Source organism: Streptomyces sp. NPDC025651 (assembly GCF_055558735.1).
Genome location: NZ_JBVHLZ010000009.1, coordinates 100610 through 126731, shown reverse-complemented (window position 1 = coordinate 126731; position 26122 = coordinate 100610). Strand labels below are relative to the sequence as shown.

Here is a 26122-nt window from a genome sequence, read left to right as displayed (position 1 = left end):
GCTATTCTCCTCCGCCGCCGTGCAGGCTCTGCACCGGGTTGCGGGTGAGCTCCTGCACACCGGTGAGGTCACCGGCCAGCTGGTCGACGGCGGCGTTGGCGCTGGCGACGCACGCGGGGATGCCGACGCCGTCGTACGCCGCTCCGCAGACCGCGAGGCCGGGCAGCTCGGCGACGTGGGCGCGGATGCGGGCCACGCGCGCGTGGTGGCCGACCGGGTACTGCGGGAGGCCGTCGTTCCAGCGGGTGACGCGGGCGGCGACGGGCGTGGCGGTCAGGCCCGTGGCCTCGCGCAGGTCGCGCCGTGAGACGTCGACGAGTTCGGCGTCGTCGCGCTCCAGGATCTTCGTCTCGCCGTACCGCCCGACGGAGGTGCGCAGGACGAGCAGGTCCGGGTTCTGCCGGTCGATCCAGCCCCACTTGCGGCTGGCGAAGGTGGACGCCTTGATGGTGTGCCCGTCGACGGGCGGCACGAGGAAACCGCTGCCTTCGGGGAGGTCGATCTCGTCGCGTCGGTACGCGAGGGTCGTCAGCGCCATGGAGGCGTACTCGACGGTGCGCAGCTCGGCGGCAGCGGCGGGCGACGCGGCGTCCAGGAGGCGCGCGGCGGCGGGCGCGGGCAGGGCGACGACGACGGCATCGGCTTCGTAGAGGCCGCTTTCCGTGACCACGCGCCAGCCGTCGGCCGTCCGCACCAGCTCGGTGACCGGCGTGTTCGTGAGGATCTCGGCGCCACGCGCGCGTACCGACGCGGCGACGGCGAGCGGCAGCCGGCCGATGCCGCCGTCGATGCCCATGAACACGGGCCCGGTCTGCTGATGGGCCGCGGCGCGGGCCTGGATGGCGCGCACGCCCTCGGTGAGGGAGTCGTGCGTGCGGGCGGCCTCGAAGAGCTGCGGGACGGCCGAGCGCATCGAGATGCGGTACGCGTCCCCGGCGTAGACCCCGCCGAGCAGCGGCTCCACGAGGCGGTCGACGACCTCGCGGCCGAGGCGCGCCGCCACGTACGTGCCGACGGCGACGTCGTCGCCCACCTCGGTGGGCGGCAGCTCGCGGTCCCGCTCGATGCGGCGCAGGCCCTCTTCGGAGAGGACCCCCGCGAGGGCGGACGCGTCGCTGGGCACGCCCATGACGTGGCCCTTGGGCATGGGGCGCAGGGCGCCGCGGGTCCAGATCGCGGCGGTGGCGGTGGCGGGCGGCTGCAGCCGGTCGGCGAGGCCCACCTCGCGGGCGAGCGCGACGGCCTCGGGGCGGCGGGCGAGCATCGACTCGGCGCCGAGGTCGACGCCGACCCCGGCGATCTCGCCGGCGTGCAGCTTGCCGCCGAGCCGGTCGGAGGCCTCCAGGACGGTCACCCGCGTCCGCGGGTCGGTGGCGAGCAGCCGGTGCGCGGCGGCAAGGCCCGCGATCCCGCCCCCGATGACGACGGCGTGGCCGCTCCCCGTGCGTGTGTCCGTTGCGCGCATGGCCCCACTCTCTCAGACCGTCGAGTCCCGACCGTGACCGCATCGGGACCGGTCGGCAACCACCGTTTCGCCCTTGCCCGGCGTCGTAGGAGCACCAGTCACCACGTCCCTCGGGGGGTACGTCGATGCACACGTCCAGCAGGTCCACCCACCGCCCGCCCCGGCACCGCACGCTCCGGGCCCTTTCCGGGCTGCTGCTCGCGCTCGCCCTGGCCGTCACGGGGTGCACGGGCGGAGCGGGCGACAGCGACAGCGGCGGCGACAACAAGGCGGCGCGGGCCGAGGCCGGGGACGACGGGGCGGCCGGTGCGGATTCGGGCCACTCCGGGAAGTCGGAGGCCGATCGGTCCGGCGCGAAGAAGCCGCCGAAGCTCACCGGCTCGCATGTCATCCGCACCGCGAAGCTGACGGTGCGCGTCAAGGACGTGCCCGATGCCCTGGCGGACGCCCGCGCGGCGGCCGAGGACGCGGGCGGCATCGTCGGGAACGAGAACACCACCCGCGACTCCGAGGGCCGCGAACGCACGCGTGTCGTGCTGCGCGTCCCGCAGGAGAGGTACGAGGAGGTCCTCAAGTCCCTCGAAGGCACCGGCACGTTGATCGACCGCGAGGCCAAGGCGCAGGACGTCACCGACCAGGTCGTCGACGTGGAGAGCCGCGTCAAGTCGCAGCGGGCGAGCGTGGCGCGCGTGCGGGAGCTGATGGACAGGGCGACCAAGCTGAGCGATGTGGTGACCCTGGAAGGGGAGTTGAGCACCCGTCAGTCCGATCTGGAGGCGCTGCTCGCCCAGCAGGCCTCGCTGAAGGACCGTACGAGCATGGCGACGATCACGCTGTCGCTGAGCGAGAGCGCGGTGAAGGCGGAGGAGAAGGACGACGACCCGACGTTCATGGACGCGCTCTCGGGCGGCTGGGACGCGTTCGTCACGATGCTGCGCTGGATCGCCGTCGCCCTCGCCGCGGTACTGCCGTTCGCGGCGGTGCTCGCGCTGCTGCTCGCGCTGTGGCTGCGGATCGTGCGCACCCGGCTGCGGCGCCACCCGGAGGTGGAGCCCGTGCAGGGCGACGACGACTGAAGCTGTGGCGCCCCGTAAGGGGCGCGGGGAACTGCGCCCCCACTCACCCGCAGGTCTTCGCCGCTCCGCCGGAGCAGCGCCTAGCGTGGTCCCATGAGCAGCACACAAGAGCGACTCGTGGTCATCGGGGGCGACGCGGCCGGCATGTCGGCCGCGTCACAGGCACGCAGGCTCAAGGGCCCGGACGAGCTGGAGATCGTCGCGTTCGAGCGCGGCCACTTCACCTCGTACTCGGCGTGCGGCATCCCCTACTGGGTGGGCGGCGACGTCGAGGACCGGGACGACCTGATCGCCCGGACGCCGGAGCAGCACCGGGAGCGGTCGATCGACCTGCGGATGCGCACGGAGGTGGCCCGGATCGACGTCGCGGGCCGCCGTGTGCTCGCCCGGCAGCTGGAGACGGGCGAGGAGTACTGGACGGCGTACGACAAGCTCGTGATCGCCACCGGGGCCAGGCCGGTCCGTCCGGCGCTGCCGGGCATCGACGCCCCGGGGGTGCACGGGGTGCAGACCCTGGACGACGGGCAGGCGCTGCTCGACACCCTGGCGCGCACGGAGGGCCGCCGCGCCGTGGTGATCGGCGCGGGCTACATCGGCGTCGAGATGGCGGAGGCCCTGATCACCCGCGGCTACCGCGTCACGGTCGTCAACCGCGGCAAGGAACCGATGTCCACGCTCGACCCCGACATGGGGCGCCTGGTGCACGAGGCGATGACCGGCATGGGCATCGAGATGGTGAACGACGCCGAGGTCACCAAGATCCTCACGGGTGATGACGGGCGGGTCAGGGCGGTGGCCACGGAGGCCGCGGAGTACCGGGCGGACGTGGTGGTGCTCGGCATCGGCGTACGCCCCGAGACCACGCTGGCACGCGAGGCGGAGCTGCCGCTCGGCGAGCACGGCGGTCTGCTCACCGACCTCGCGATGCGGGTGCGCGGGCACGAGAACATCTGGGCGGGCGGGGACTGTGTGGAGGTCCTCGACCTGGTGTCGGGGCGCGAGCGGCACATCGCGCTCGGCACGCACGCGAACAAGCACGGGCAGGTCGTCGGCTCGAACGCGGGCGGGGGGTACGCGACGTTCCCGGGCGTGGTCGGTACGGCCGTCAGCAAGGTGTGCGACCTGGAGATCGCCCGCACGGGCCTGCGCGAGAAGGACGCGCGGGCGGCGGGCCTGCAGTACGTGACGGCGACCATCGAGTCGACGAACCGGGCGGGGTACTACCCCGGAGCGGCCCTGATGACGGTGAAGATGCTGGCGGAGCGGCGCACGGGGCGGCTGCTCGGCGTCCAGATCGTCGGCCGCGAGGGCGCGGGCAAGCGGGTCGACATCGCCGCGGTGGCGCTGACGGCGGGCATGACGGTGGAGCAGATGACGGCGCTCGACCTGGGCTACGCCCCGCCCTTCTCCCCCGTCTGGGACCCGGTCCTCGTGGCGGCCCGCAAGGCGGTGGCGGCGGTGCGCGCCGATTGACGGCGCGTCTGGTTCGCGCCCCTCCTCCGGCGGCAGAACGCGCTTGCCACGCAGGTCAGAACGCGCTTGCTACGCAAGGGCGTTGACACCTCGCCACCTTCCGCCTGGCCGAATCAGGAGGGTTCCCGCCACCCCTGATTCGCGCCCCGCGGGAGCGCGCCCACACGCGGCACGTGTATCCGGCACGCTTCGGCGGCGCACGATCCGACGACCCTCCTGAGCGGCCACGGTTGCGCGGAATCCATGACTCCGCAGCCCATCGCCCTCCCCTGCCGCCGCGCGCCGCCACCCCTGACGCAGTGCCAACTTTTTTGCGCCAGGTTTCACGGAATCAGCACAGACCCCACAGGTGGACCGCACCATGTGACGCGTCAGAGCGGCACGGACACACACTGCGACAGGTGTCCGCGCCGTCGGGGGACGGGGCGCGGGGTGGAGACACCCCCTCGGCCCGTCCGTGGAGGGGACCACACACCGCATGAATCACACCGCACGAGCGGCGGCCCTCGGCGCCGTCGCTCTGCTTCGCGCCTGCGCCCGCCCCGAAGCGGGCCCGCGGACGACGGAGTTCGCCCCGCACCGCCAGCCCCTCCGCAAGGGAGCGTGACGCGACCGTGCGGATTCTCATCCTGGGCTCCACCGGGTACCTGGGCGAGCACATCGCGGAGCTGCTGCGCGCCGTGCCGGGCGTGCGGCTGCTCCGCGGCGGCCGCGCCCCCGTGGACGACCTCCGGATCGACCTCGCCACCGCCACCCCCGGCGTCCTCGCCGAGCAGCTGATCCGGGCCGCGCCGGACGCCGTGGTGAACTGCGCGGGGGCGGTCGGCGGCGGCCCGCGTCCCCTCGCCGAGGTCAACTCCCGCGGCCCCGCGGTCCTCTGCGAGGCCCTGCACGCGGCGACGCCGAACGCGCGCCTGGTGCACCTCGGCTCGGCGGCCGAGTACGGCCCGACCCGCGTCGGCGAACGCACCCCGGAGGACGACCCGGCCCGCCCCGTCACCCCCTACGGAGCCACCAAGCTGGCCGGCACCCTCGCCGTGCTCGATTCGGAGCTCGACGCGGTCGTGCTGCGGGTCACCGACCCGGTGGGGCCGGGGGCCCCGGCCGCCGGTCTTCCCGGCCGCCTCACCGCCGAGCTGAGCCGCGCGGTATGCCGCCGCCCGCACGGCACGGTGCGGGTCGGCGACCTGTCCGCGCACCGGGACTTCGTCGACGTACGCGATGTCGCGCAGGCCGTGGCGCAGTCCCTCGCCCTGCCGGGGCAGCTGCCGCGCCTGATCAACATCGGCAGCGGCCGCGCCGTGCCGGTCCGCGACCTGGTGCACGGCCTGATCGACGAGGCGGGCTTCACCGGGCGTCTGGAGGAGGCACGCGGCACGGCCGGCCACCGGGCCGCGGTGTCCTGGCAGTGCGCCGACGTCACCGCGGCGAAGTGGGAGCTGGGCTGGCAGCCCCGGTTCACCCTGCGCGAGTCGCTGGCCGCGCTCTGGGCCTCGGACGGCGCCCCGCACCTGGCGCGGACGGCAGGGAAGGCACGGTGAGGCGCGGGCGGCCGGAAAGGCGGGCGACGGCTCGACATCGCTCGCCCCGATGTGCTCCGTCCCCTTCCTCCCGGCACACGCCGACACCCACCGCCCCGGCCTCTCGACGACCTCTCACCGGCCCCTCCTCGACGCACGGGAAGCCGAACCGGGACGAGTGGCGCGACCCTCGCCGGGGACGCCTTTAACAGAAGAAGGTCCCTGCCCGTTCGGGCAGGGACCTTTTTCGGACATCTTTCAGACGGCGGTGCGCGTGTGGACGTACTCCACGAGGCGGGTCAGCGCCTCGGGGTCCGTGCTGGGCAGGACGCCGTGACCGAGGTTGAAGATGTGCCCCTCCAGGCCGTTCGCGGCGGCGAGCACCTCGTCCGTCTTGGCCTCGACGGCCTCGCGCGAGGAGAAGAGGACGGCCGGGTCGAGGTTGCCCTGCAGCGCCTTGCCGGGCCCGACGCGGCGCGCGGCCTCGTCCAGCGGCACCCGCCAGTCGACGCCCACGACATCGGCGCCCGCCTCGCCCATGAGACCGAGCAGCTCGCCCGTGCCGACGCCGAAGTGGATGCGGGGCACGTTGTACGGGGCGACGGCGTCGAAGACCTTCGCGGACGCGGGCATCACCGCGCGCCGGTAGTCGGCGGGCGACAGGGCGCCCACCCACGAGTCGAAGAGCTGCACGGCGCTCGCGCCCGCCTCGATCTGCACCTTCAGGAAGGCGGCGGTGATCTCCGCGAGCCGGTCGAGCAGGTCGGCCCACAGCTGCGGGTCGCCGTACATCAGCGCCTTGGTGTGCTCGTGGTTGCGGCTCGGCCCGCCCTCCACGAGGTAACTCGCGAGGGTGAAAGGCGCACCTGCGAACCCGATGAGCGGCGTCGACCCGAGCTCGCCGGTGAGCATCCCGATCGCCTCGGTGACGTAGTGCACGTCCTCGGGGGTCAGGTCCCGCAGCTGCGCCAGGTCGGCGCGCGAGCGGATGGGGTTCTCGACGACGGGCCCGACGCCCGGCTTGATGTCGAGGTCGATCCCGATCGCCTTCAGCGGTACGACGATGTCGCTGAAGTAGATCGCGGCGTCGACGTGGTGGCGGCGCACCGGCTGCAGCGTGATCTCGGTGACGAGGTCGGGCCGCATGCAGGACTCCAGCATCGCGGTGCCCTCGCGGACCTTGCGGTACTCGGGCAGTGAGCGCCCCGCCTGGCGCATGAACCACACCGGCGTGTGCGGCACGGCCTCGCGCCTGCACGCCTTCATGAACGGGGAGTCGTACGTCGCTGCGTTCTGCCGGCCCATGGGGCCCCGGCTGTCATTGGCACTCACGCGGAAAGTCTCGCACGTTGACCGGGGGACCCCCTGACGGGTGTCTCTCCCTGCGCGAAGGCGCCGTTCCCCTTAACCTTCCCCGCATGGCTGCGGCTCAGGGACAACGGTCGGACGGCGCTGGCGAGATGGAGAGTTCGGAGGGGAAGGTGACGGATTCGGCTCCGTTGCCCTTCCGCGCGGCGGTCGACGCGCTGCGGGGGGCACGGCTGCGGCCGGAGATCGAGATCGATCCGACGCGTCCGCCGCAGCGGCTCGCGCCGTACGCGTACGCGTTGGAAGCGGCGGTCGTGGACGGCGACGAGGACCTCGCGGACGGGCGGCTCGTACTGCTCCACGATCCGGCGGGACACGACGCCTGGCAGGGCACCTTCCGGCTCGTCACGCTCGTACGGGCCGAGCTGGAACCGGAGATGGCGGCGGACCCGCTGCTGCCGGAGGTGTGCTGGTCCTGGCTGACCGGGGCGCTGCGGGCACGCGGGCTCTCGGCGGGCGAGGCGAGCGGCACGGTGACGCGCGCGGGCTCGCACTACTTCGGGGGGCTCTCCGAGCGGCCGCCCGCATCGCAGATCGAGATCCGGGCCTCGTGGACGCCCCGGGAGGGCGCCGGTGGGGTGCCGGACGCGGGGGCGCATCTCGCGGCGTGGTGCGATCTGCTCTGCCAGATCGCGGGGCTGCCGCCCGCGGGGCCCGGGGACGGGTCCGTGGTGTCGCTGCCCCAGCGGCGGGGACCGCTCTCCCCCTGAGCCGCCGGCTCGGGCCTCCGTGGGGTCACTCGGAAGGGGGCGTGTTCGGTTTGATCTTCGGATGATCGAGCACGTGTCCGAATTGCCCCAATTGCTGCTCACTAAATCGTGATCATTCCCTAAAGGCGGGCGGGTTTGGTGCCGAAGAGGTTTGTGACCTTGAAAAGCACGGTTCGTCCCGGCTTCATCCCCGAGCCGGCCCCGTCCCGCCACCCCAGGAGGCCTGGTGTCCGTTCTCCTCGAGCAGCCCGCAAGCCTGGTCGCCTACCGCCCGAACAAGCCGACCGCCATGGTCGTCGTGGCCGACCCCCGCGTCCGTTCCACCGTCACCCGCCACCTGTGGGCGCTCGGTGTGCGCGACGTCATCGAGGCCTCGTCCATCGCTGAGGCTCGTCCCCGCATCGGCAACCCGCGTGACATCTGCGTCGCAGATGTCCACCTTCCTGACGGCTCCGGCCTGACGCTCCTCTCCGAGACCCGTGCCGCGGGCTGGCCCAACGGCCTCGCCCTCTCCGCCGCCGACGACATCGGTGCCGTGCGCAACGCCCTCGCGGGCGGCGTCAAGGGCTATGTCGTCACCGGTACGCGTACGAACGTCGGACTCCCCACCCGTCCCGGCGCCGCCCCCATCGGCTCGGCCGCCGCCAGAATGCACCGCCGCCCTCCGGGCGCCCCGAGCCACCCCGGCGGATACCGCGAGCTGTCGGGCCGTGAGGTCGAGGTGCTCCGCCTGGTCGCGGAGGGCCAGTCCAACAAGGCCATCGGCGTCTCGATGGGCCTGTCCGCCCTGACCGTCAAGAGCCACCTCGCCAGGATCGCGCGCAAGCTCGGCACCGGTGACCGGGCGGGGATGGTGGCGGTCGCGCTGCGTACCGGAATCATCCACTGACTGATTTACAACCCTCTCGCGCCCGTCGACGGAACGTTCCGTCGACGGGCGCTGTCCATACACAGATACCCTTGACAGGTGACCGACGCCCAAGAGACCGCAGAAGACAGCTCACTGCGAACCACCGGAGGCGGCCCTCCGGACGACGTCGAAACGGCGCCGATCCCTTTGCTTGAGCCGCGTGACGGCGTGCCGCCGGTGATCGCCGACGAGGAATCCCTCGCCGCGACGGTCGCCGCCTTCGCCGCGGGCACCGGCCCCGTCGCCGTCGACGCCGAACGCGCGTCCGGCTACCGGTACGGCCAGCGGGCCTATCTCGTACAGCTCCGTCGCGAAGGCGCGGGCACCGCTCTCGTCGACCCCGTCGCCTGCCCCGACCTGTCCGGGCTCGGCGAGGCCATCGGCGACACCGAGTGGGTGCTGCACGCCGCCACCCAGGATCTGCCGTGCCTGCGGGAAATAGGCATGGTTCCGTCGCGGATCTTCGACACGGAACTGGCGGGGCGGCTCGCCGGGTTCCCGCGCGTGGGGCTCGGCGCGATGGTCGAGAGCGTGCTCGGCTTCGTACTGGAGAAGGGACACTCCGCCGTCGACTGGTCCACGAGACCGCTGCCCGAGCCCTGGCTGCGGTACGCGGCGCTGGACGTCGAGCTGCTCGTCGACCTGCGCGACGCCCTGGAGAAGGAGCTCGACCGGCAGGGGAAGCTGGAGTGGGCCCGCGAGGAGTTCGACGCCATCGCCTCCGCGCCGCCCGCGCCGCCCCGCAAGGACCCCTGGCGGCGGACGTCCGGCATGCACAAGGTGCGGCGGCGCCGCCAGATGGCGGTCGTACGGGAGCTGTGGACCGCGCGCGACCGGATCGCGCAGCGGCGTGACGTGTCGCCGGGCAAGGTGCTCAGTGACGGCGCGATCGTCGAGGCGGCGCTGGCGTTGCCGCCGAACGTGCACGCGCTCGCGGGACTGACCGGGTTCGGGCACCGCATGGGGCGGCGTCAGCTGGAGCAGTGGCAGGCCGCGGTCGACCGCGCCAAGGCGCTGCCGGACTCCGAACTTCCGCAGCCGGGGCAGGCGGTGAGCGGGCCTCCGCCGCCGCGGTCCTGGGCGGACCGGGACCCGGCCGCCGCCGCGCGGCTCTCCGCCGCGCGGGCCGCGGTGTCGGCTCTCGCCGAGCAGTTGCACATGCCGCAGGAGAACCTGATCACTCCGGACACGGTCCGGCGCGTCTGCTGGGAGCCTCCGGCTCGGGTGGACGGTGATGCGGTCGCCGCCGCGCTGGCCGGACACGGCGCACGGCAGTGGCAGATCACTCTGGTCACGCCGGTTCTGGTCACGGCGCTCGGCTGACGGCGGGCCGTCGGGCCCGCGCCCTCGACCGCCGCATCGCGGCGGATTCCGCCCGCCCACCCACCCGTTCGCCCCGCACCGCGGGGTGGACAGGCGGGTGGGTGGTTCGCGTTCGGGCGAGTGCGCTGCCGCCCCCTGCGGGCAGGCGTGCCGCAGGGCGGCACGGGCGGGTGAAGCCCCGGCGCCGGGCAGCGGGCGAGGGGGCGTCGAGGAGTGTGACCTTCGCCTCCCCGAGGCGGGCCTTGGCCACATAGTTACTGACAAGTAGCATGACCCCAGGAAGCGCGCCGCAGGCGCACCCGCACCCTGGAGGAGAGCCATCGTGCCTCGTACCGTCAGGGACGTCGTCTTCGTGGACGGCGTCCGCACCCCGTTCGGCAAGGCGGGCCCGAAGGGCATCTACCACGAGACCCGTGCAGATGACCTCGTCGTCAAGGCCATCCGGGAGCTGCTGCGCCGCAACCCGGACCTCGACCCCGCCAAGATCGACGAGGTCGCCATCGCCGCGACCACGCAGATCGGCGACCAGGGTCTGACGATCGGCCGCACCGCCGGCATCCTCGCCGGTCTGCCGCAGTCCGTGCCCGGCTACTCCATCGACCGCATGTGCGCCGGTGCCCTGACCGCCGTCACCTCCGTCGCGGGCAGCGTCGCCTTCGGTGCGTACGACATCGCCGTCGCCGGTGGTGTCGAGCACATGGGCCGCCACCCCATGGGCGAGGGCGTCGACCCCAACCCGCGGTTCGTGAGCGAGAAGCTCGTCGACGAGTCCGCCCTGTTCATGGGCATGACCGCCGAGAACCTGCACGACCGCTACCCGAGCATCACCAAGCGGCGCGCCGACGAGTACGCCGTGCGCTCCCAGGAGAAGGCCGCCAAGGCGTACGCCGACGGCAAGATCCAGGCCGACCTCGTGCCGATCTCCGTACGCCGGACGAACGAGGAGGCCGGCGAGACCGGCTGGGGCCTCGCCACCGCCGACGAGCCGATGCGTCCGGGCACGACGCTGGAGAACCTCGCGGGACTCAAGACGCCGTTCCGTACGCACGGCCGCGTCACCGCCGGTAACGCCGCGGGTCTCAACGACGGCGCCACCGCCTCCCTCATCGCCTCCGAGGAGTTCGCCCGCGAGAACGGCCTGCCGGTCAAGATGCGGCTGGTCTCCTACTCCTTCGCGGGTGTCGAGCCCGAGGTCATGGGCTACGGCCCGATCCCGGCGACGGAGAAGGCCCTCGCCCAGGCAGGGCTTTCGATCGACGACATCGGTCTCTTCGAGATCAACGAGGCCTTCGCCGTCCAGGTCCTCGCCTTCTTGGAGCACTACGGCATCGCCGACGACGACGCCCGCGTCAACCAGTACGGCGGCGCCATCGCGTTCGGCCACCCGCTCGCCTCCTCCGGCGTACGCCTGATGACGCAGCTGGCGCGGCAGTTCGAGGAGCAGCCCGAGGTCCGCTACGGCCTCACGACCATGTGCGTCGGCTTCGGCATGGGCGCGACGGTCATCTGGGAGAACCCCCACCACAAGGACGCCGGAGGCGAGAAGTGAGCACCACCACCGCTGAGCTCCTCAAGGGGGCCGCCGAGCTGTTCCCCGACGAGGTCGTCACGCAGGCGCACGTACGCCACCTCGACCTCCCCCAGGGTGCCGGGCGCTTCGCGCTGATCACGCTGGACAACGGCTTCGACCACACCAAGCCGACCACCTTCGGCCCGGCCTCGCTGGCGAACCTCAACGCCGCGATCGACCAGGTCGAGAAGGAGGCGGCCGAGGGCGCGATCGTCGGCGTCGGCATCACCGGCAAGCCGTTCATCTTCGCCGTCGGCGCCGACCTCAAGGGTGTGGAGCTGCTCAAGCACCACGAGGACGCGCTCGCCATCGGCAAGGGCGGCCACGAGGTCTTCAAGCGGCTCTCGGGCCTTGCCGTGCCGACCTTCGCCTACTACAACGGCGCCGCCATGGGTGGTGGCGTCGAGGTCGGTCTGCACTGCACCTACCGCACCGTCTCCAAGGCGCTGCCCGCCTTCTCGCTGCCCGAGGTCTTCCTCGGCCTGGTCCCGGGCTGGGGCGGCTGCGCGCTGCTCCCGAACCTGATCGGCGCCGACAAGGCCGTCTCGGTCATCATCGAGAACTCGCTCAACCAGAACCGCCAGCTCAAGGGCAAGCAGGTCTTCGAGCTCGGCATCGCCGACGCCCTCTTCGAGGGCGCCGACTTCCTGGAGCAGTCGCTGATCTGGACGGCGTCCGTCCTGAACGGCTCGACCGAGGTCGTCCGGCCCGAGATCGACCGCGGCGAGGGCTGGGACGCCGCCGTCGCGCGCGGCCGTGCCATCGCCGACTCGAAGGTGCACGGCGCCGCTCCGGCCGCCTACCGCGCCCTGGAGATCATCGCGGCCGCCAAGGACGGCGACCTGCAGAAGGGCTTCGACGCCGAGGACGTCGCGCTCGCCGACCTCATCATGGGCGGTGAACTGCGCGCGGGCATCTACTCGTTCAACCTCGTGCAGAAGCGCGCCAAGCGCCCCGCGGGCGCCCCGGACAAGAACCTGGCGCGCCCGGTCACCAAGGTCGGCGTCGTCGGCGCCGGTCTGATGGCCTCGCAGCTCGCGCTGCTCTTCCTGCGCCGCCTGGAGGTGCCGGTCGTGCTGACCGACATCGACCAGGAGCGCGTGGACAAGGGCGTCGGCTACGTCCACGAGGAGATCGACAAGCTGCTCCTCAAGGGCCGTATCAACCAGGACAAGGCGAACCGCCTCAAGGCGCTCGTCTCCGGTGTCCTGGACAAGGCCGAGGGCTTCTCCGACGCCGACTTCGTCATCGAGGCCGTCTTCGAGGAGATCGGCGTCAAGCAGCAGGTGTTCGCCGAGGTCGAGGCCGTCGCCCCGGCGCACGCGATCCTCGCCACCAACACCTCCTCGCTGTCGGTGACCGAGATGGCGTCGAAGCTGAAGCACCCCGAGCGGGTCGTCGGCTTCCACTTCTTCAACCCGGTCGCGATCCTGCCGCTCCTGGAGATCGTGCGCGGCGAGCAGACCGACGACGCCTCGCTGGCCACGGCCTTCGGCGTCGCCAAGAAGCTGAAGAAGACCGCGGTGCTCGTGAAGGACGCCCCGGCGTTCGTCGTGAACCGCATCCTCACCCGCTTCATGGGCGAGATCCAGAACGTCATCGACGAGGGCACCCCGGTGGCCGTCGCCGAGAAGGCCGTCGAGCCGCTCGGTCTGCCGATGTCGCCGCTGGTCCTGCTGGAGCTGGTCGGCCCCGCCATCGGTCTGCACGTGTCCGAGACCCTCAACCGCGCCTTCCCGGAGCGCTTCACGGTCTCCCCGAACCTCGCCGCCGTCGTCAAGGCCGGCAAGCGCGGCTTCTACGTGTACGACTCCGGCAAGCCGGAGCTGGACCCCGAGGTCGCCGCGCTCCTGAAGCAGGGCGACTCCGTCCTGACCGAGGAGCAGGTGCGCGACCGCGTCCTGGACGCCGTGGCGCAGGAGATCGGGCTCATGCTCGACGAGGGCGTCGTCGCCGAGGCCCAGGACATCGACCTGTGCCTGATCACCGGCGCGGGCTGGCCCTTCCACCTGGGCGGCATCACGCCGTACCTGGACCGTGAGGGCGTCAGCGAGCGGGTGAACGGCAAGCGGTTCCTGGCGCAGGGCGTCGCGAGCGTCCCGGCGTAACCTTTCGGCTCGGGGCCGCGAAGCCTCGAAGCGTCGATACGGCTGGGCCGTACGGGAGTTGATCCCGTACGGCCCCTTCGTGTTCCGGCCGTCCGTACGGCGGCGCGGTGGCCCCCGGCCCGCGCGGGTCCCGCGCAATCGGGACTTCCGTCCCGAGGAAAGGGACCTTCTCCCCGAACCCGCCGCCGCGGCGCACCGTCGAACTGGACGGGGCGTCGTGCGGCGTCCGTTCGGAAGGGACGATCATGGCCAGGCAACCCCGTGGGAAGAAGCGCGGGCGGACGGTCCGCAGAGTCGTGTCCGGGACCCTCGTCGGACTGCTCGTGCTCGGCGGGGGCCTCGGCTACTGGGCGTACCGGCATCTGATGGGCAACCTCAGCACCGTCGACATCAGTTCCGCGCTCGGCAAGGACCGCCCCGCCGACGACGACAACGGCACCCAGGACATCCTCGTCCTCGGCTCCGACTCGCGCTCCGGCGCGAACAAGGGCCTGGCGGGCGGCGACACCGGCGGCACGGCGCGCTCCGACACCGCGATGGTGGTGCACCTGCCTGCGGGCGGGGCGAGGGCGACCGCGGTGAGCATCCCGCGCGACACCCTGGTGACGCGGCCGCAGTGCGCCACGCGGTCCGGCGAGGACCTGCCCGAGGCGCGGCGCGTGATGTTCAACTCCGTGTACACCAGCGGCGGTCCGGCCTGTGTCGTCAAGACGGTCGAGGCCATGACCGGCATCCGCATGGATCACTACGTCGAGATCGACTTCGCCGGGTTCAAGGATCTGGTGGACGCGCTCGGCGGGGTGACGATCACCACCGACCGGGCCATCCACGACAAGGACAGCGGCCTCGACCTGGCGGCCGGCACGCACCGCCTCGACGGCACGCGGTCGCTCGCCTTCGTCCGCACCCGGCACGGCGTCGGGGACGGCAGCGACCTCGGCCGCATCGGGCTGCAGCAGAAGTTCGTGCTCGCGGCGCTCGCGGAGATCAAGCAGCAGGGGGTGCTGACCAACCCGGCGAAGCTGTACAAGGTCGCGAACGCTGCGACCAAGGCGCTGACCACCGACTCGGGGCTCGGCTCCTTCACGGACCTCATGGAGTTCGCCAAGGGGCTCGGCAGGCTCAGCCCGTCGACGACGGACACGGTCATGCTGCCGGTGGAGTACGACAAGCGGGACCCGAACCGCGTCGTGGCGGCGGAGCCGCAGGCCGATGAGGTGTGGCGGGCCCTGAAGGCGGACGAGCGGGTGCCCGCGGCGGCCAGGAAGTCACCGGCGCGGGGCGGGAGTTCATGAGGAGCCGCACCGCCTGAGCCACTGGCCTGGGCGCTGGTGCGGGTGGGCTGGTTCGGGGGCGCTGTTCGGGGGCGCTCGTGCGGGTGGGCTGTCCGGGGGCGCTGGTTCGGGTGGGCTGATGCGGCTGGGCTGATGCGGCCGGGTGCGGTTCTCCGTGGTCAGGCCCTGCCCCACGCCCCCAGCGCCAGCCCCGGCTCCGCCGTCTGGCGGGCCAGGCGCAGTGTGCCGTCGAGGCCGATCGCGGCCATCACCACGCGGCCCCGCGCGTCGAGCGCCAACGCCGGTGCGCCCAGGCACGGTTCGCCCGTCTCGGCCCACCACAGACCCGCCGCCTCGTCCTCCGTGGGGAACGCGGCGAGCGCCGGCCGGCCCGTGGTCGTGCGGTGGGCGAGGACCGTGCAGTCGTGGCCGTCGACCGTCGTCCGCAGGGCCGCCATGGGGCCCGGCCCCGGAGAACCGCCGAGGGGGATCGCGGGACCGCCGTCGGCAGGGCGCTGGGCGAGGACGCCGTCGCCGCCGACGGCGGCCGCGTAGTACGTGAGGCGGTCGGGGGCGGTCTCCAGGGCCGTGCCGGAGCCGGGGGCCGGGGCGAGCGGGATGTCGTCCGCGCGCCGCACCTCACCGCCCTGTTCCTCCTGGGCCCAGCGCAGCGTGGCCTTGGCGGCCGGGGCGAGGACCTCCACGCGGCCCGCCGCCGTGGCGAGCGCGACCGTGCCGTCCAGGGTGTCGCGGACCTTGAAGTCCTTCCACCCCTCCCACTTGCCGCCCTTGCCCTCGCGGCGCATCCGTACGCTGCCCACCGCGTCCCGCACGAAGACGTGGACGGTGCCCGCGGCGTCCACCGCGGCGCAGGGCGCCCCCAGGTGCGGGGCGCGCTCGACGAGCTTGGTGTGCGGATTGCCGAGCGAGCGCCAGTCCATGAGGGGCCGACCCGACTGGTACTGGATGGAGTGCACGATGTCGACGACGGCCTTTCCGGCGTCGGCTCCCTCGCCCCGGCGCTCCCTGCGCCCCAGGAAGTGCACGTATCCGTCGGCGCCTTGGGCCAGCGTGAGGTAGGTGAGGTCGGGCGCCTCGAAGAAGTCGGGGCCCGACCACTGCGGGCCGCCCGGCCTGGTCTCCGTCCAGCGCAGCAGCCCGCCCTTCGCGCGGGCGTACGCGCTGAGGCGTCCGTCGCGGCCGCGCAGCAGCCAGCGGGCGGTCTCCGGGGCACCGGTGCTGGTGGACCTCGACGGCATGGCTCGGCGCCACCCTTTCCACTTCCACGATCAGGATCGCCTGCGCGCAGGCACAGGGTTCTGCCGATTAGTTTACGTTTGCCGCATGACAACTCTCGTCGTCGTCGACGCCGCGAACGTGGTCGGCTCCGTCCCCGACGGCTGGTGGCGCGACCGCCGCGGGGCCGCCGAGCGCCTGCGGGACTCCCTCGTCGCGTACGCATCGGAAGGCCTGCCCGGGCACCCGGGCCCGCTGGACATCGTGCTCGTCGTGGAGGGCGCAGCGCGAGGCGTCGGGTCCGTGCCCGGTGTACGGGTGGACTCGGCGCCCGGCAGCGGCGACGACCGCATCGTGGAACTGGCCGCCGAGTCGGCGGGCCGGCCGTGCCTGGTGGTCACGGCCGACCGCGAACTGCGGCGCAGGGTGGGCGAGTCGGGGGCGGAGTGCGCCGGTCCCCGGACCGTGCGGCCCTGAAGTACCGCCGGAGCCCCTGGAACCGCTAGATCCGCTTGGCGCTGCGCAGCGTCGACGCGTAGTACCCGTTCCCGTCGAGGCGGGACGTGCCGCCCTTGTCGCCGATCGTCGGACCGTTGACCTCCTCGCGGCTGGAGATGAAGATCTTGTGGCCGTCGGCGTCGTGGCCGAGGAAGATGCCGACGTGGTCCAGGCGCTGCTTGGTGCGGGCGTCCAGCTTGAAGAAGACCAGGTCGCCCGGCTGCACCACGTCGATGGACTTGGGGCGGTCCGCCGCGCCGACGCCCTTGAGCTCGATGACGTCGGTGCCGACCTTGCCGCGTGCCATGCCGTTGGCGGTGCGGGGCAGGCCGTCGCCGACCTTGTCCGTGGCCATCAGGGGGTAACGGGCGCGGTAGCCGAAGACCGTGCGGATGAAGCCCGAGCAGTCCATGGAGCGGGCGCGCGCCTTCTCCGGCTGCATGGTGGTGCCGTTGCGGAAGGTGTACGGGATGCCGAGGTAGTCGTAGAAGTCGGACTCCTCCAGACGCAGGTCGTTGCCCGCGCTGCCGTTCGGGTTCAGCGGGCCGAAGTTGGCGTCGCCCGCGTACGCGATGCCTTCGTCGTCCTTCTTGACCGGGGCCCCCTCGACGTACTGGAACGCCGTCGCGAAGATGTCGTCCTCCTCGCTGCCGGAGAACTCCTTGTACCAGTCCTTGAACCACTTCTCCTTCTCCGCGCCCTCGCGCCACGTCTCCGGCATCAGCCGCACCCAGTCGTTCGTGACGACACGGGACTTGGTGTTGGCGGGCTCGGTGAAGGTGCGGCTCGGTCCGGTCAGCGTCGCGGTGCGCGCGCCGTCCGTGAAGGTGGCGAGGACCTTGCCGCCGTCGGTGCGCAGGACGGAGCGGTCGGGGTTCTTCAGGCGCTCCCAGGTCTGCTTGCCACTCCCCTGCTGCCCCGTGCTGTTGCTCAGCCCCGGGGTGTCGGTGACGGCCTGCACCTTGGGCGCCTTGGCCTCCTCGTCCTTGCGCAGTTCCACGGTCAGGTAGGCGCTGCCGGCGAGCAGGGCGAGCACGGTCGCCGCGTGCAGGACGGGACGCTTCTTCTTGGGCGGCATGAATGACTCCTGGGAATCAGGCGGACGGCATGAAGCCGAGGAGGATCCCGGCGGTGAGGACGACGTAGGCCATGAGCGTCACCGAGCCCGTGGCCAGCAGCGTGGGCCCCTTGGGCTGGCGCACGAGCTGGTAGGCGATCAGGCCCGGCACGATGAAGCCGAGCGTCTGGTTGCTGTACATCAGCGGGAACTCCAGCGAGAGCACGATCATGACGGTGGCCTGGAGCGTCACGCCGAGCAGCACGACCGCGGCGAAGAGCCGCTTGCCGTAGAGGATCACGAACCGCTGCATGAGCAGGGTGCCGACGTACGTCAGGACGGTGACGCCGACCACCATGGCCGCGCGCTGGAGGTCCTCGACGAGGGTCAGCGCCAGCCAGCCCGGCGTGATCATGCCGCCGGGCGAGAGGTTGGTCGTCAGATAGCAGACCAGGGAGAAGAGCAGCCCGAGCGCGATGCCGACCGCGGCGATCTCGGGGGTGAGGACGGAGGGAATCAACGGGGCTCTCCTGGGCTGTGCCACTGCTGGTAGTCGTCTGCGGCGGGCGGTGCGGGCGGCACCCGCGGCTCGAACAGGCCGCGGGTCCTGGGGGGTTCGGGAGGCTGGGCGTACGTCTCCTGGGGCGCGTAGGCCTCCTGGGACGCGTACGTCTCCTGAGGCGCGTAGGCCTCCTGAGGCGTGTAGGCCTCTTGAGGTGTGTACGTCTCGTGCCGCTGCTCCGGCACGTACACCTGCGGCAGCGGCTCCGTGTACCGCGTCTCGTACGCCTCCGGATAGTGCTGGTAGGGGTCGATGCGCGGCACGTACAGCTGCATCGTCTCCACCGGGTCGCCGGTGTTCCCCGCGGGCTGCGCGGCTGCCCGCGCGGGCTCCTCGCTCTCGTCGGCGGGGAGTTCGGCGAGGTGCTCCAGGAGCAGTTCGCCCTGGCCGTGGATGTTGCCGATCGCCACGAGCGAGGAGTCGGGGGCGAGCTGCGCGAGCATCTGGCCCACGAACTCCTCGGGGTCGCGCCGGTCGCCGCCGAGGTCGACGGCGCGCGAGCGCCAGTCGGCGGGGATCGCGTCGATCGCGGACTTGGCGGGGTGGCCGATGACGAAGACCTTCTCCGGCTTCAGGTCCGGGATGATCTCGCCCATCTGGCCGTTGCGCTCGACGCGGTCGGGACGGCAGTTGATGACGACGTTGAGCGGACGGTGGATGGCGCCGAGGTCGAGCAGCTGGTTGATGTTCATCAGCGTCGACTCGGGGTCGTTGGCCGCGAAGACGTTGGCGAAGCGGAGCTTCTTGCCGTCCTCGGTCGCGTACCGCTCCACGGAGAGGACACCGGGGTCCGGCGGAGCGTCGTACATGCCCTGGAGCGCCGTCTTGCGCTCCACGCCGAGGAGTTCGGCGACCTTCAGCGCGATGGCCACGTTCTCCTTGAAGGTGAACCAGCTGAAGCCGCGCAGCTCCTCGTCCGTCACCGTCTCCGGGTCGGCGTAGATCAGCTCGCAGTTCCGCGCGTCCGCTTCCTCCTTGAGGATGTCGAAGCGGTCCTTCTCGGCGGTGACGCAGATGCCGCCCTCCGGCATGGAGCGCGAGAGCGAGCGCGCCACGTCGTCGAGGGTCGGGCCCATCTCGGCGAGGTGGTCCTCACGGACGTTGCAGAGCACGCCGATCGTGGAGCGGATCAGCTTGGACTGGTTGATCTCCTGGAGCGCCGGCATGACCGCCATGCACTCGATGACCAGGGCGTCCGGGTTGTACGCGGCGGCGCGGCGCACGATGCCGATCTGCTCGACGACGTTGGCGATGCCGAACTTGCGGTACACGGGCTCCTCGGTGGCATCCGGGTGGATGAACCGGGCCGCGGTGCCGGTGGTCTTGGCGACCGTGGTGAGCCCGCCGCCGCGCAGCGCGCCCGCGCACAGGCGGGTGATGGAGGACTTGCCGCGGATGCCGTTGACCAGGACACGGGTGGGGATGTGCGCCAGGTTGGTGAAGTGCCGCCGCTGTTCGACGACTCCGGCGGCCAGCAGGATCGCGCAGCACACCACGAGCACGGTGTAGAGGAAGAGCACGGGTTCAGTTCCTTCCGGCGAGGCCGGCCGTGACGCCGTCCCGTTTGCGCTGCGTGCCCGTCGGCAGCTGCTGCCTGATGAGTTCGAGGCTGCGGGTGACGGCGCCGACCTCGTCGTGGTGGCGCGGGTAGAGGACGGTGCGGCGGTCCCCGTCGGCGAGCGCCTCCGCCTGGTCGGCGAGGTGCCTGAGCGGACGTACGACGACGATGTGCAGCCAGCCGAGGCAGGCGGCGGCGGCCGTGATGCCGAGCAGTCCCGCGAGGACCGTGCGGTTCTGGTAGCTGTACGCGGGGATCGCGAGGGAGGACGCGGGCTGCCAGCTGACCACGGTCCAGCCGAGCGAGCGGGCCGCGCCGCCGCCGACGAACGGCGCCGCGGCGGCGATCTGGATGTCGTCGCCGTCGCGGTAGAGGACGCCGCTGGGGCGGGGGCTGAGGCCGACCTTCTGTCCGGTGCCCTCGGCGAGCGCGTTCAGGCGGCCGCCGGGCAGCTCCTCGAACTCGCGGTACCCGGTGTTGGCGCCGATCACCCGGCGCTCGTCGTCGACGACGCGGACCTCGCCGAGTCCTGGGCGCTTGAGCAGCGAGTTGAGGAAGTCGATGCGGAACTCGCCGACCACGGCGGCCCCCTCACGGCCCGGCACCTCGGCCGTGCCGAGGATCACCGGCTCCTTGCCGCCCTCGTCGACGACGCGGATCGGCTGGTCGGACGGGCCCTTGCCGGAGGGGCTGCGGGGGTCGCCGCCGGCCTTGGCGACGATCTTGCCGTCGGCGCCGAGGACGTAGAGCGACTGGTAGCGGCCGTGCTGGTTCAGGGTGCTCTGGAGGACCTTGGTCATGTCCGACGGCTCGGTGCGGTCGCCCATGAGCGAGGCGACCGAGGTGAGGTCGGCGTGGCCTTCGTTGAGGGCGCGGCGGACCCGGTCGGTGAGGGTGTCGGTGCGCTCGCGCTGGTCGTTGACCATCTGCTGCGGTACGACGACGGTGTCGCCTGCGCGGTTGAGGAGCAGCAGGAGCGGCGCGGACCAGGCGAGCAGCAGGGCCGCGCAGAGCGCGATCAGGGTGCGGCTGCCGAACCTGCGGCGGCGGGCGGGGCGCTGCTCCTGGCGCTCGGCGGGTTCACCGAGGAGCTGGCGGCGCAGGCGTTCGAGGGCGGCGCCGACGCGGGCCGCCTCACCGTGCCTGGGCACGGTGACCGGCCGGTCGAGGTCGCCGCGGGTGAGGCGGCGGCCTTCCAGGAAGAGCTGGATCAGCGGGCGCTGCACGGTCCTCAGGAGCAGGAAGACCGTGAGCCCGCCGATGAGCAGGAGGGCGCCCGCGGCGATCAGGCCGAAGGCGGAGTCGCTGGTGGCCGTGGGGTCCTCGGCGACCGGGACCATCGCGACGACGGTGAGGCCGAGCCGGGTCGCCACGGTGGACTCGCCCGCCTCGGGCCCGGCGAGGTTCGCGTATCCGCCGATGGCGCGCTCGCCGAGGTAGCGCTCGCCGGTGAGGTGGCCGCTGACGCCGAGGAAGCCGCCGGAGCCCGGCTCCTTGGACATCAGCGGATGCGTGCGCGCCTTCTTCGCGGCGGTCTCGGCGAACGCCTTGAGCTGCTTGTTGGACTGCTTGACCTCGTCGCGCTGCAGGTCGGTGAGGACCTGCTCGGGCTCGGGGATGCCGTCGGTGCTCAGCACGTGGCCGTCCTGGTCGACGACGGCGATGGAGCGGAACTTGCCGAGGCTGATGCCGGGGAAGCGCAGGCTGCTGGAGGCGACCAGGAGCTGCTGCGGCTGTCCCTTCCAGGTGAGCAGGGCGAAGGAGAGCAGCCGGGTCTCGCCGTTCTCCAGGCGCACCATGCGCGGCGCGAGGCCGTCCTCCTTCGCGAGCTCGCCGCGGTCGATGGCGGTGAGCGGGAGGTTCTCGCCGCGGGCGGCGAGCAGCTTGCCGGAGGCGATCTCGACGATCGCGGTGCCCATCCACTTCTGGTAGACGCTGCCGGTCTTGTCGAGGACGGCGTCGGCGGGCACCGGGTCGCCCGCGCTGAAGAGTTCGGCGGTGCGGGTCAGGTCGGTGACGGACTCGTCGATGGAGGCGCGCAGCGCGATGGCGCCGTCCTCCGCGAAGTGCTGCTGGGACAGCTTGACGGCCTTGGGCACGGCCTCCTGGCCGGCCCTGCCGAGGGTCAGGGCGGTGATGCCCGCGAGGGCGAGGAGCAGGACCGACAGCACGGCGATGGGCGGACGAATGCCACCCAGCAGGGACATGTCGGTCCTTCGGCGGACCTTGTGCCGCCGCTTCGAACGCGAAGCGGCCAAGGGGTGCTCCTCTCCTGGAGTGACGTGGGGGGTGGAACGCGCACAGTGATGCGTTCCGGAAAGCTTTGACCCGGGACACCCGAGGAGGGATGTAGGAAGTAAGTGAAATGTGAGCTAGCTCGCGTCGGGCAGGGGTTTGACACGCGCCGTGAACGTTTCGTTCACGGCGCGTGCGGCGCCCGTTCAGCCTGCGGGCAGTTCCTCCAGCGGCGCCAGCCCGTCCTTGCTCGCCCCGCGGTTCAGGAGCGTGCCCTGGGTGCGCTCGAAGGCGAGGCGGTAGCGCGAGCGCTGCTGCTCGCCGAGGTCGTCGCCGTCCTTGAGCGCGGCGGCCACGTCGAGGAGCCGGTGGTCCTTCACCGCGTCCTTCGGCAGGGCGCCGGTCTCGTCCGGGTCCGGCGGGATCTCCACGAAGGTGGGCACGTACTTGGCGTCGACGTCCCACTTCCCGCCGCGCTCGACGAACTCGAACCAGCCGATGACGCCCTCCTCGGTCAGCCCGCTGGGCACGTCGTGCCGGGCGATCTGGTTGCCGAGTCCGTACGCGATCCAGGTGCCGTCGACCTTCTCCATCGGCTGGACGACGTGCGCGTGGTGGCCGATGACCAGGTCGATCCCGGTCTCACGCGCGATCTTGCGGGCAAGGGCGAGCTGCGGGGAGCTGGCGTTGGGCTGGTTCTCGCGGCCCCAGTGGATGCTGAGGATCACGACGTCGGCGCCCGCGTCGCGCGCCTTCTTCTCGGCCGCCGCGATCGCGTCGAAGTCGTTCTGGTTGACGATCCAGGGCTTGTTCTTCGGCACCTCACGGCCGTTGAACCCGAAGGCGAAAGCTATCTGCGCGACCTTGACGCCCTTCACATCGGTGATGAGCGGTTTGTCCGCCTCTGCGGCGTTCCGTGCCGAACCGGTGTGCCGCAGGCCCGCCTTGTCGAGGGTGTTCAGGGTGCGGGTGACGCCCGCGGGACCGTGGTCGAGGGTGTGGTTGGACGCGGTCGAGCACTGGTCGTAGCCGACGCCCTTGACCGCCGTGGCGATCTGCGGCGGCACGAGAAAGTCGGGGTAGCTCTGGAAGGGGCCGCCGGGCTTGCCCACGACCGGCTCGAAGTGACAGATGCCGAGGTCGGCCTTGCTGACGACCGGCTTGACGCCCGCCATCATCGGACCGAAGTCGAGGCCCTTCTCCCCCTTGCCCGTGACCTTGGCGTCCTTGCGCGCCTGTTCGGTCAGCTGCGGGTGGATGAGGATGTCGCCCGCGGCGGCGACGGTGAACGAGCGGCCGGACGCGGCGGCCTTGTCGTCGTCGCCGAAGGGGGCGCAGGCGGCGGTGGCGACCAGCAGGAGCGAGGATGCGGCACAGGTCACGAAATGCCTGCGGAAGGGACGTGTCATCACAGGGATATCTTTATACGACCATGATGAACTCCCGCACCCGGCCGATCGCGAACGCAAAGAAGCTCGGGGTTCTCGCCCTCGTCACCGCCGCCGTCCTGAGCCTCGCACAGTGCGGGGGCCCTTCGGGGGGTGACGGAAAGCACGGGGGCGACGAAGGCCGCCCCTCCACCGCGGCCCCGGGGGGCCGGAACGACGACAACGCCGAGAACACCGACGACCTGACGGAGCTCATCACCGGATACACCGCGGGCTTCCACGAGGACAGCGGATACCGCAGCCCCTCGCGCACCGACCGCCGCACGATCACCGAAGGGGTCGCGCTCCTCCTCGACCACCGGCGATCCGAGGCCGAACGGCGCCTGTCCGACGTGGACTTCGCGGTCCGCACGGTCACCGACAAGGCGGACGGACGGCGGTACGCGGAGATCGCCGACCGTTCCGAGGACGGCGCGGCGCCGCGCGGCTGGGGCCGGGTCTACATCGACCTCGACGGCCCGGCGCGCTGGTCCGTGCAGGTGCCGCACCCCGTGGCCGACCGGAACACCGAACGGCTCGGCGCGGAGCTCCTGCGCCGCTCGCCCGGCGGCATCCTCGTGATCGCGGGCGCGCATCGCAAAGCGGGCCGCGGCGACGGGGCGGACGTCGCGCACCGCAGGGACACGGTGTTCCACGCGATCTGCGCCGAGCTGGTCCGGCGGGGGCTGCCGGGTGTCCAACTGCACGGCATGGCGGACGACTCCGCTCCCGGGTACGACGTGGTGGCCTCCACGGGCAGCGGCGACAAGGCGGTGCGGGAGGCTCGCGCCTTGGCGGACGCCTTCAAGGACCGCGGCTACAAGGTCTGCCGTGCGTGGGCCAGGGACTGCCCCCTGGCCGGCCGCACGAACATCCAGGGCCGAGCGGCCGCCGCCCGCGACGTCCCGTTCCTCCACGTGGAGTTCGGCCCGCGCATCCGCGAGGACCGCGAGGACGGGCGACGAGCGGTTGAGGCCCTGTCGACGGTGGCGCGGGGGTGGCAACGCGGGTGAGGGCCTGCGGGGCGGTGGGGGCTTGCCGCGCGGTTCCCCGCGCCCCTGAAGGGGCGCCCAGTCGCGTCGTCGGGTGCGGGTGGTTCGTGGTTGCTCGCGCGGTTCCCCGCGCCCCTTACGGGGCCGATCCACCGCCCGTCAGGTTCCGTGCCCCGATAGGGGCGCGGGGAACCGCGCGACCAGCCACAACCAACCCGCGGACGAAAACCCACACGTCACGCCCCCACACCTACCCCTCCACCCGCACATACACCACCGCCCCCTCCACCCACATCACCGGCTCATACCCCACCGCCAAGACCCGCCGGAGCGAAGGCACCCGCTCCGGCGCGAACGGCTTGCCCCGGGAGTCGTCGACGACCATCACCGGCGGGCGAGCCCGCAACTCCTCACGGAACACGGGCCAAGCGCCGGCGACCCCGTACTTCTCCCCCACCTGCGGCCCGTTCCGCCCCCCGCTGTAGTTCGTGAGCAGCCCCGCCGTCAGATAGCGGCTGGCGGGCGCCCGGTCCGCCAGCCAGTACGCCTCCGGATGCATCCCCCAGAACAACACCCGGTCCCGCGGAGCGGTATGCGCACGGACCGTCTCCGCGAGCCGTACCGCGTGCGCCAGTTCCGGCCGCGGCACAAGCAGCCCCCACGCCAGGAACACCGCGCACCCGCACCCCGAGGCGACGATCGCCCGCACCGTCCGCTCACGCGGCAGGATCTGCAGCGCCGCCGCGCCCAACAGGGCGAGCGGAGGCATGAGTTGAAGGTAGTAGTGCCCGAAGAAGTGGAAGCCGAGCAGCACCGCGCCCACCGAGGAGGCGAGCCACAGCCACAGCTCCCCCGCCCCGGTCCGCGCGACCCGCAGGACGCGCACCACCGGCGGGATGATCCCCGCGCAGGCCACCGCGAGGATCGCCGCGTTCACCAAACCCCGCCCCAGGACGTGGAGTTCGGAGCCGGTGAAGGAGGCGTACGCACCCGATCCCGTCACCGTCCAGAACAGGAACCCCGAGGGCGTCGTCAGCAGGGCCGCGGCCAGGACGGGACCGCACAGCCCGGCCGCGAGGCGGAGCACGTCCCGCCGCGCGGCCCCGCTCTGCCACAGCAGCCAGGCGACCGGCAGCAGCACCGCTCCCCCGGTCTGCTTGGCGAGGAAGGCACAGGCGACGGCGGCGCCCGCGGCGCCCCATCTGCGGCGGTCCGCGCACCACACGGCGGCCGCCGTGCACGGCAGCATGAAGATCTCGAAGGTGGCCGCCTGGGCGTCCTCCGGGTTGAGGCCGATCGAGATCAGCAGGTAGAGGACGCCTGCCGTACGGCCCGCGCCGTCGCCCCAGCGGCGCCGGGCCAGTGAGACCAGAAGCACCGCGGTCAGCAGTTGCGCGGCGACCGCGAGGATCTTCAGCGGCAGCAGCGAGGCGTCGCCGAAGAGCGCGAAGGCGCCCGCGTACAGGCAGGGGACGAGCGGCGGCTTGCGGTCGACGACCGTCTCGTAGAGCTCACCGCCGTGCGCCAACATCCGTGCCTGGACGGCGAGATACCCCTCGTCGGGGTTCCACAGCGGCCACCGGAAGGACGGCAGCCGGGTCACCCACGCCAGGGCGGCGAGCAGCGGGAGGAGCCGGGGCCAGTACGGGTCCCGGATGCCCCCGTCGGGGACGTACTCCTTGCGGGGGCCCGGCACCCGGAGATTGCGTACGGAGCGTAGTGATGCGGAGGGCGCGGCGAGCATACGGTGCACGCTATCC

At 72.3% G+C, this 26122-nt stretch carries 20 protein-coding genes; 11 read left to right on the top strand and 9 right to left on the bottom strand.

Features of this window, described 5'->3' with window-relative positions:
• Window position 1: 1 nt before the first annotated feature.
• Window positions 2–1465: a protoporphyrinogen oxidase gene (gene hemG, locus ACZ4D5_RS29330; RefSeq protein ID WP_467775447.1), complete on the bottom strand. Its 1464-nt coding sequence runs from the start codon at window positions 1463–1465 to the stop codon at window positions 2–4.
• Between the two features lie 125 nt (window positions 1466–1590).
• Between hemG and ACZ4D5_RS29325 the strand changes: the two genes are divergently transcribed.
• From ACZ4D5_RS29325 to ACZ4D5_RS29315, 3 genes are all read left to right on the top strand, one after another.
• A complete protein-coding gene (locus tag ACZ4D5_RS29325) occupies window positions 1591–2541 on the top strand; it encodes a DUF4349 domain-containing protein (RefSeq protein WP_467775446.1) in 951 nt (316 codons plus the stop codon).
• Window positions 2542–2634: 93 nt separating this feature from the next.
• Window positions 2635–4014: an FAD-dependent oxidoreductase gene (locus tag ACZ4D5_RS29320; RefSeq protein ID WP_467775445.1), complete on the top strand. Its 1380-nt coding sequence runs from the start codon at window positions 2635–2637 to the stop codon at window positions 4012–4014.
• 614 nt (window positions 4015–4628) lie between these two features.
• On the top strand, window positions 4629–5555 hold the full coding sequence (locus ACZ4D5_RS29315; RefSeq protein WP_467775444.1) for an NAD-dependent epimerase/dehydratase family protein: 927 nt from the start codon (window positions 4629–4631) through the stop codon (window positions 5553–5555).
• 237 nt (window positions 5556–5792) lie between these two features.
• Here the strand turns inward: ACZ4D5_RS29315 and hemE are convergent, their stop codons facing one another.
• Window positions 5793–6866, bottom strand: coding sequence for a uroporphyrinogen decarboxylase (gene hemE, locus ACZ4D5_RS29310; RefSeq protein ID WP_467775443.1), 1074 nt, complete (start codon window positions 6864–6866; stop codon window positions 5793–5795).
• 86 nt (window positions 6867–6952) lie between these two features.
• On the opposite strand from hemE, the gene ACZ4D5_RS29305 reads away from it, so the two are divergent.
• The 6 genes from ACZ4D5_RS29305 to ACZ4D5_RS29280 all read left to right on the top strand — a co-directional run bounded on the left by ACZ4D5_RS29305 (window position 6953) and on the right by ACZ4D5_RS29280 (window position 14818).
• Window positions 6953–7612 (top strand): DUF3000 domain-containing protein, encoded by a 660-nt coding sequence (locus ACZ4D5_RS29305; protein ID WP_362334608.1) that lies wholly within the window; start codon window positions 6953–6955, stop codon window positions 7610–7612.
• Window positions 7613–7838: 226 nt separating this feature from the next.
• Window positions 7839–8501, top strand: coding sequence for a response regulator transcription factor (locus ACZ4D5_RS29300; RefSeq protein ID WP_030687574.1), 663 nt, complete (start codon window positions 7839–7841; stop codon window positions 8499–8501).
• Window positions 8502–8579: 78 nt separating this feature from the next.
• Entirely contained in the window at window positions 8580–9845 is a 1266-nt protein-coding gene (locus ACZ4D5_RS29295) for an HRDC domain-containing protein (RefSeq protein WP_467775442.1), read from the top strand.
• A gap of 322 nt (window positions 9846–10167) precedes the next feature.
• Window positions 10168–11394: a thiolase family protein gene (locus ACZ4D5_RS29290; RefSeq protein ID WP_467775441.1), complete on the top strand. Its 1227-nt coding sequence runs from the start codon at window positions 10168–10170 to the stop codon at window positions 11392–11394.
• Window positions 11391–13523 (top strand): 3-hydroxyacyl-CoA dehydrogenase NAD-binding domain-containing protein, encoded by a 2133-nt coding sequence (locus tag ACZ4D5_RS29285; protein ID WP_467775440.1) that lies wholly within the window; start codon window positions 11391–11393, stop codon window positions 13521–13523. The genes ACZ4D5_RS29290 and ACZ4D5_RS29285 overlap by 4 nt, the downstream gene beginning before the upstream one ends.
• A gap of 245 nt (window positions 13524–13768) precedes the next feature.
• Entirely contained in the window at window positions 13769–14818 is a 1050-nt protein-coding gene (locus ACZ4D5_RS29280; RefSeq protein ID WP_467775439.1) for an LCP family protein, read from the top strand.
• Window positions 14819–14976: 158 nt separating this feature from the next.
• Here ACZ4D5_RS29280 and ACZ4D5_RS29275 read toward each other — a convergent pair whose 3' ends face one another.
• The gene (locus ACZ4D5_RS29275) at window positions 14977–16056 is read right to left on the bottom strand and encodes a PLL family lectin (protein WP_467775438.1); all 1080 of its coding nucleotides are present in this window, start codon (window positions 16054–16056) and stop codon (window positions 14977–14979) included.
• An 85-nt stretch (window positions 16057–16141) separates the two neighbouring features.
• Between ACZ4D5_RS29275 and ACZ4D5_RS29270 the strand changes: the two genes are divergently transcribed.
• Complete coding sequence (locus tag ACZ4D5_RS29270) at window positions 16142–16510, top strand: NTP pyrophosphohydrolase (RefSeq protein ID WP_467775437.1); 369 nt, start codon at window positions 16142–16144, stop codon at window positions 16508–16510.
• 25 nt (window positions 16511–16535) lie between these two features.
• Here ACZ4D5_RS29270 and ACZ4D5_RS29265 read toward each other — a convergent pair whose 3' ends face one another.
• The 5 genes from ACZ4D5_RS29265 to ACZ4D5_RS29245 form a co-directional block, all read right to left on the bottom strand.
• Window positions 16536–17609: a C40 family peptidase gene (locus ACZ4D5_RS29265; RefSeq protein ID WP_467775436.1), complete on the bottom strand. Its 1074-nt coding sequence runs from the start codon at window positions 17607–17609 to the stop codon at window positions 16536–16538.
• A gap of 16 nt (window positions 17610–17625) precedes the next feature.
• Complete coding sequence (locus tag ACZ4D5_RS29260; protein WP_037664152.1) at window positions 17626–18108, bottom strand: poly-gamma-glutamate biosynthesis protein PgsC/CapC; 483 nt, start codon at window positions 18106–18108, stop codon at window positions 17626–17628.
• A complete protein-coding gene (gene pgsB, locus ACZ4D5_RS29255) occupies window positions 18105–19670 on the bottom strand; it encodes a poly-gamma-glutamate synthase PgsB (RefSeq protein WP_467775435.1) in 1566 nt (521 codons plus the stop codon). The genes ACZ4D5_RS29260 and pgsB overlap by 4 nt, the downstream gene beginning before the upstream one ends.
• 4 nt (window positions 19671–19674) lie before the next feature.
• Window positions 19675–21915 (bottom strand): HAMP domain-containing protein, encoded by a 2241-nt coding sequence (locus ACZ4D5_RS29250; protein WP_467775434.1) that lies wholly within the window; start codon window positions 21913–21915, stop codon window positions 19675–19677.
• Window positions 21916–22149: 234 nt separating this feature from the next.
• A complete protein-coding gene (locus tag ACZ4D5_RS29245; protein WP_467775433.1) occupies window positions 22150–23352 on the bottom strand; it encodes a CapA family protein in 1203 nt (400 codons plus the stop codon).
• Between the two features lie 26 nt (window positions 23353–23378).
• Between ACZ4D5_RS29245 and ACZ4D5_RS29240 the strand changes: the two genes are divergently transcribed.
• Complete coding sequence (locus tag ACZ4D5_RS29240) at window positions 23379–24383, top strand: hypothetical protein (protein WP_467775432.1); 1005 nt, start codon at window positions 23379–23381, stop codon at window positions 24381–24383.
• A 229-nt stretch (window positions 24384–24612) separates the two neighbouring features.
• Here the strand turns inward: ACZ4D5_RS29240 and ACZ4D5_RS29235 are convergent, their stop codons facing one another.
• Complete coding sequence (locus ACZ4D5_RS29235; protein WP_467775431.1) at window positions 24613–26106, bottom strand: ArnT family glycosyltransferase; 1494 nt, start codon at window positions 26104–26106, stop codon at window positions 24613–24615.
• Between the last annotated feature and the right edge of the window lie 16 nt (window positions 26107–26122).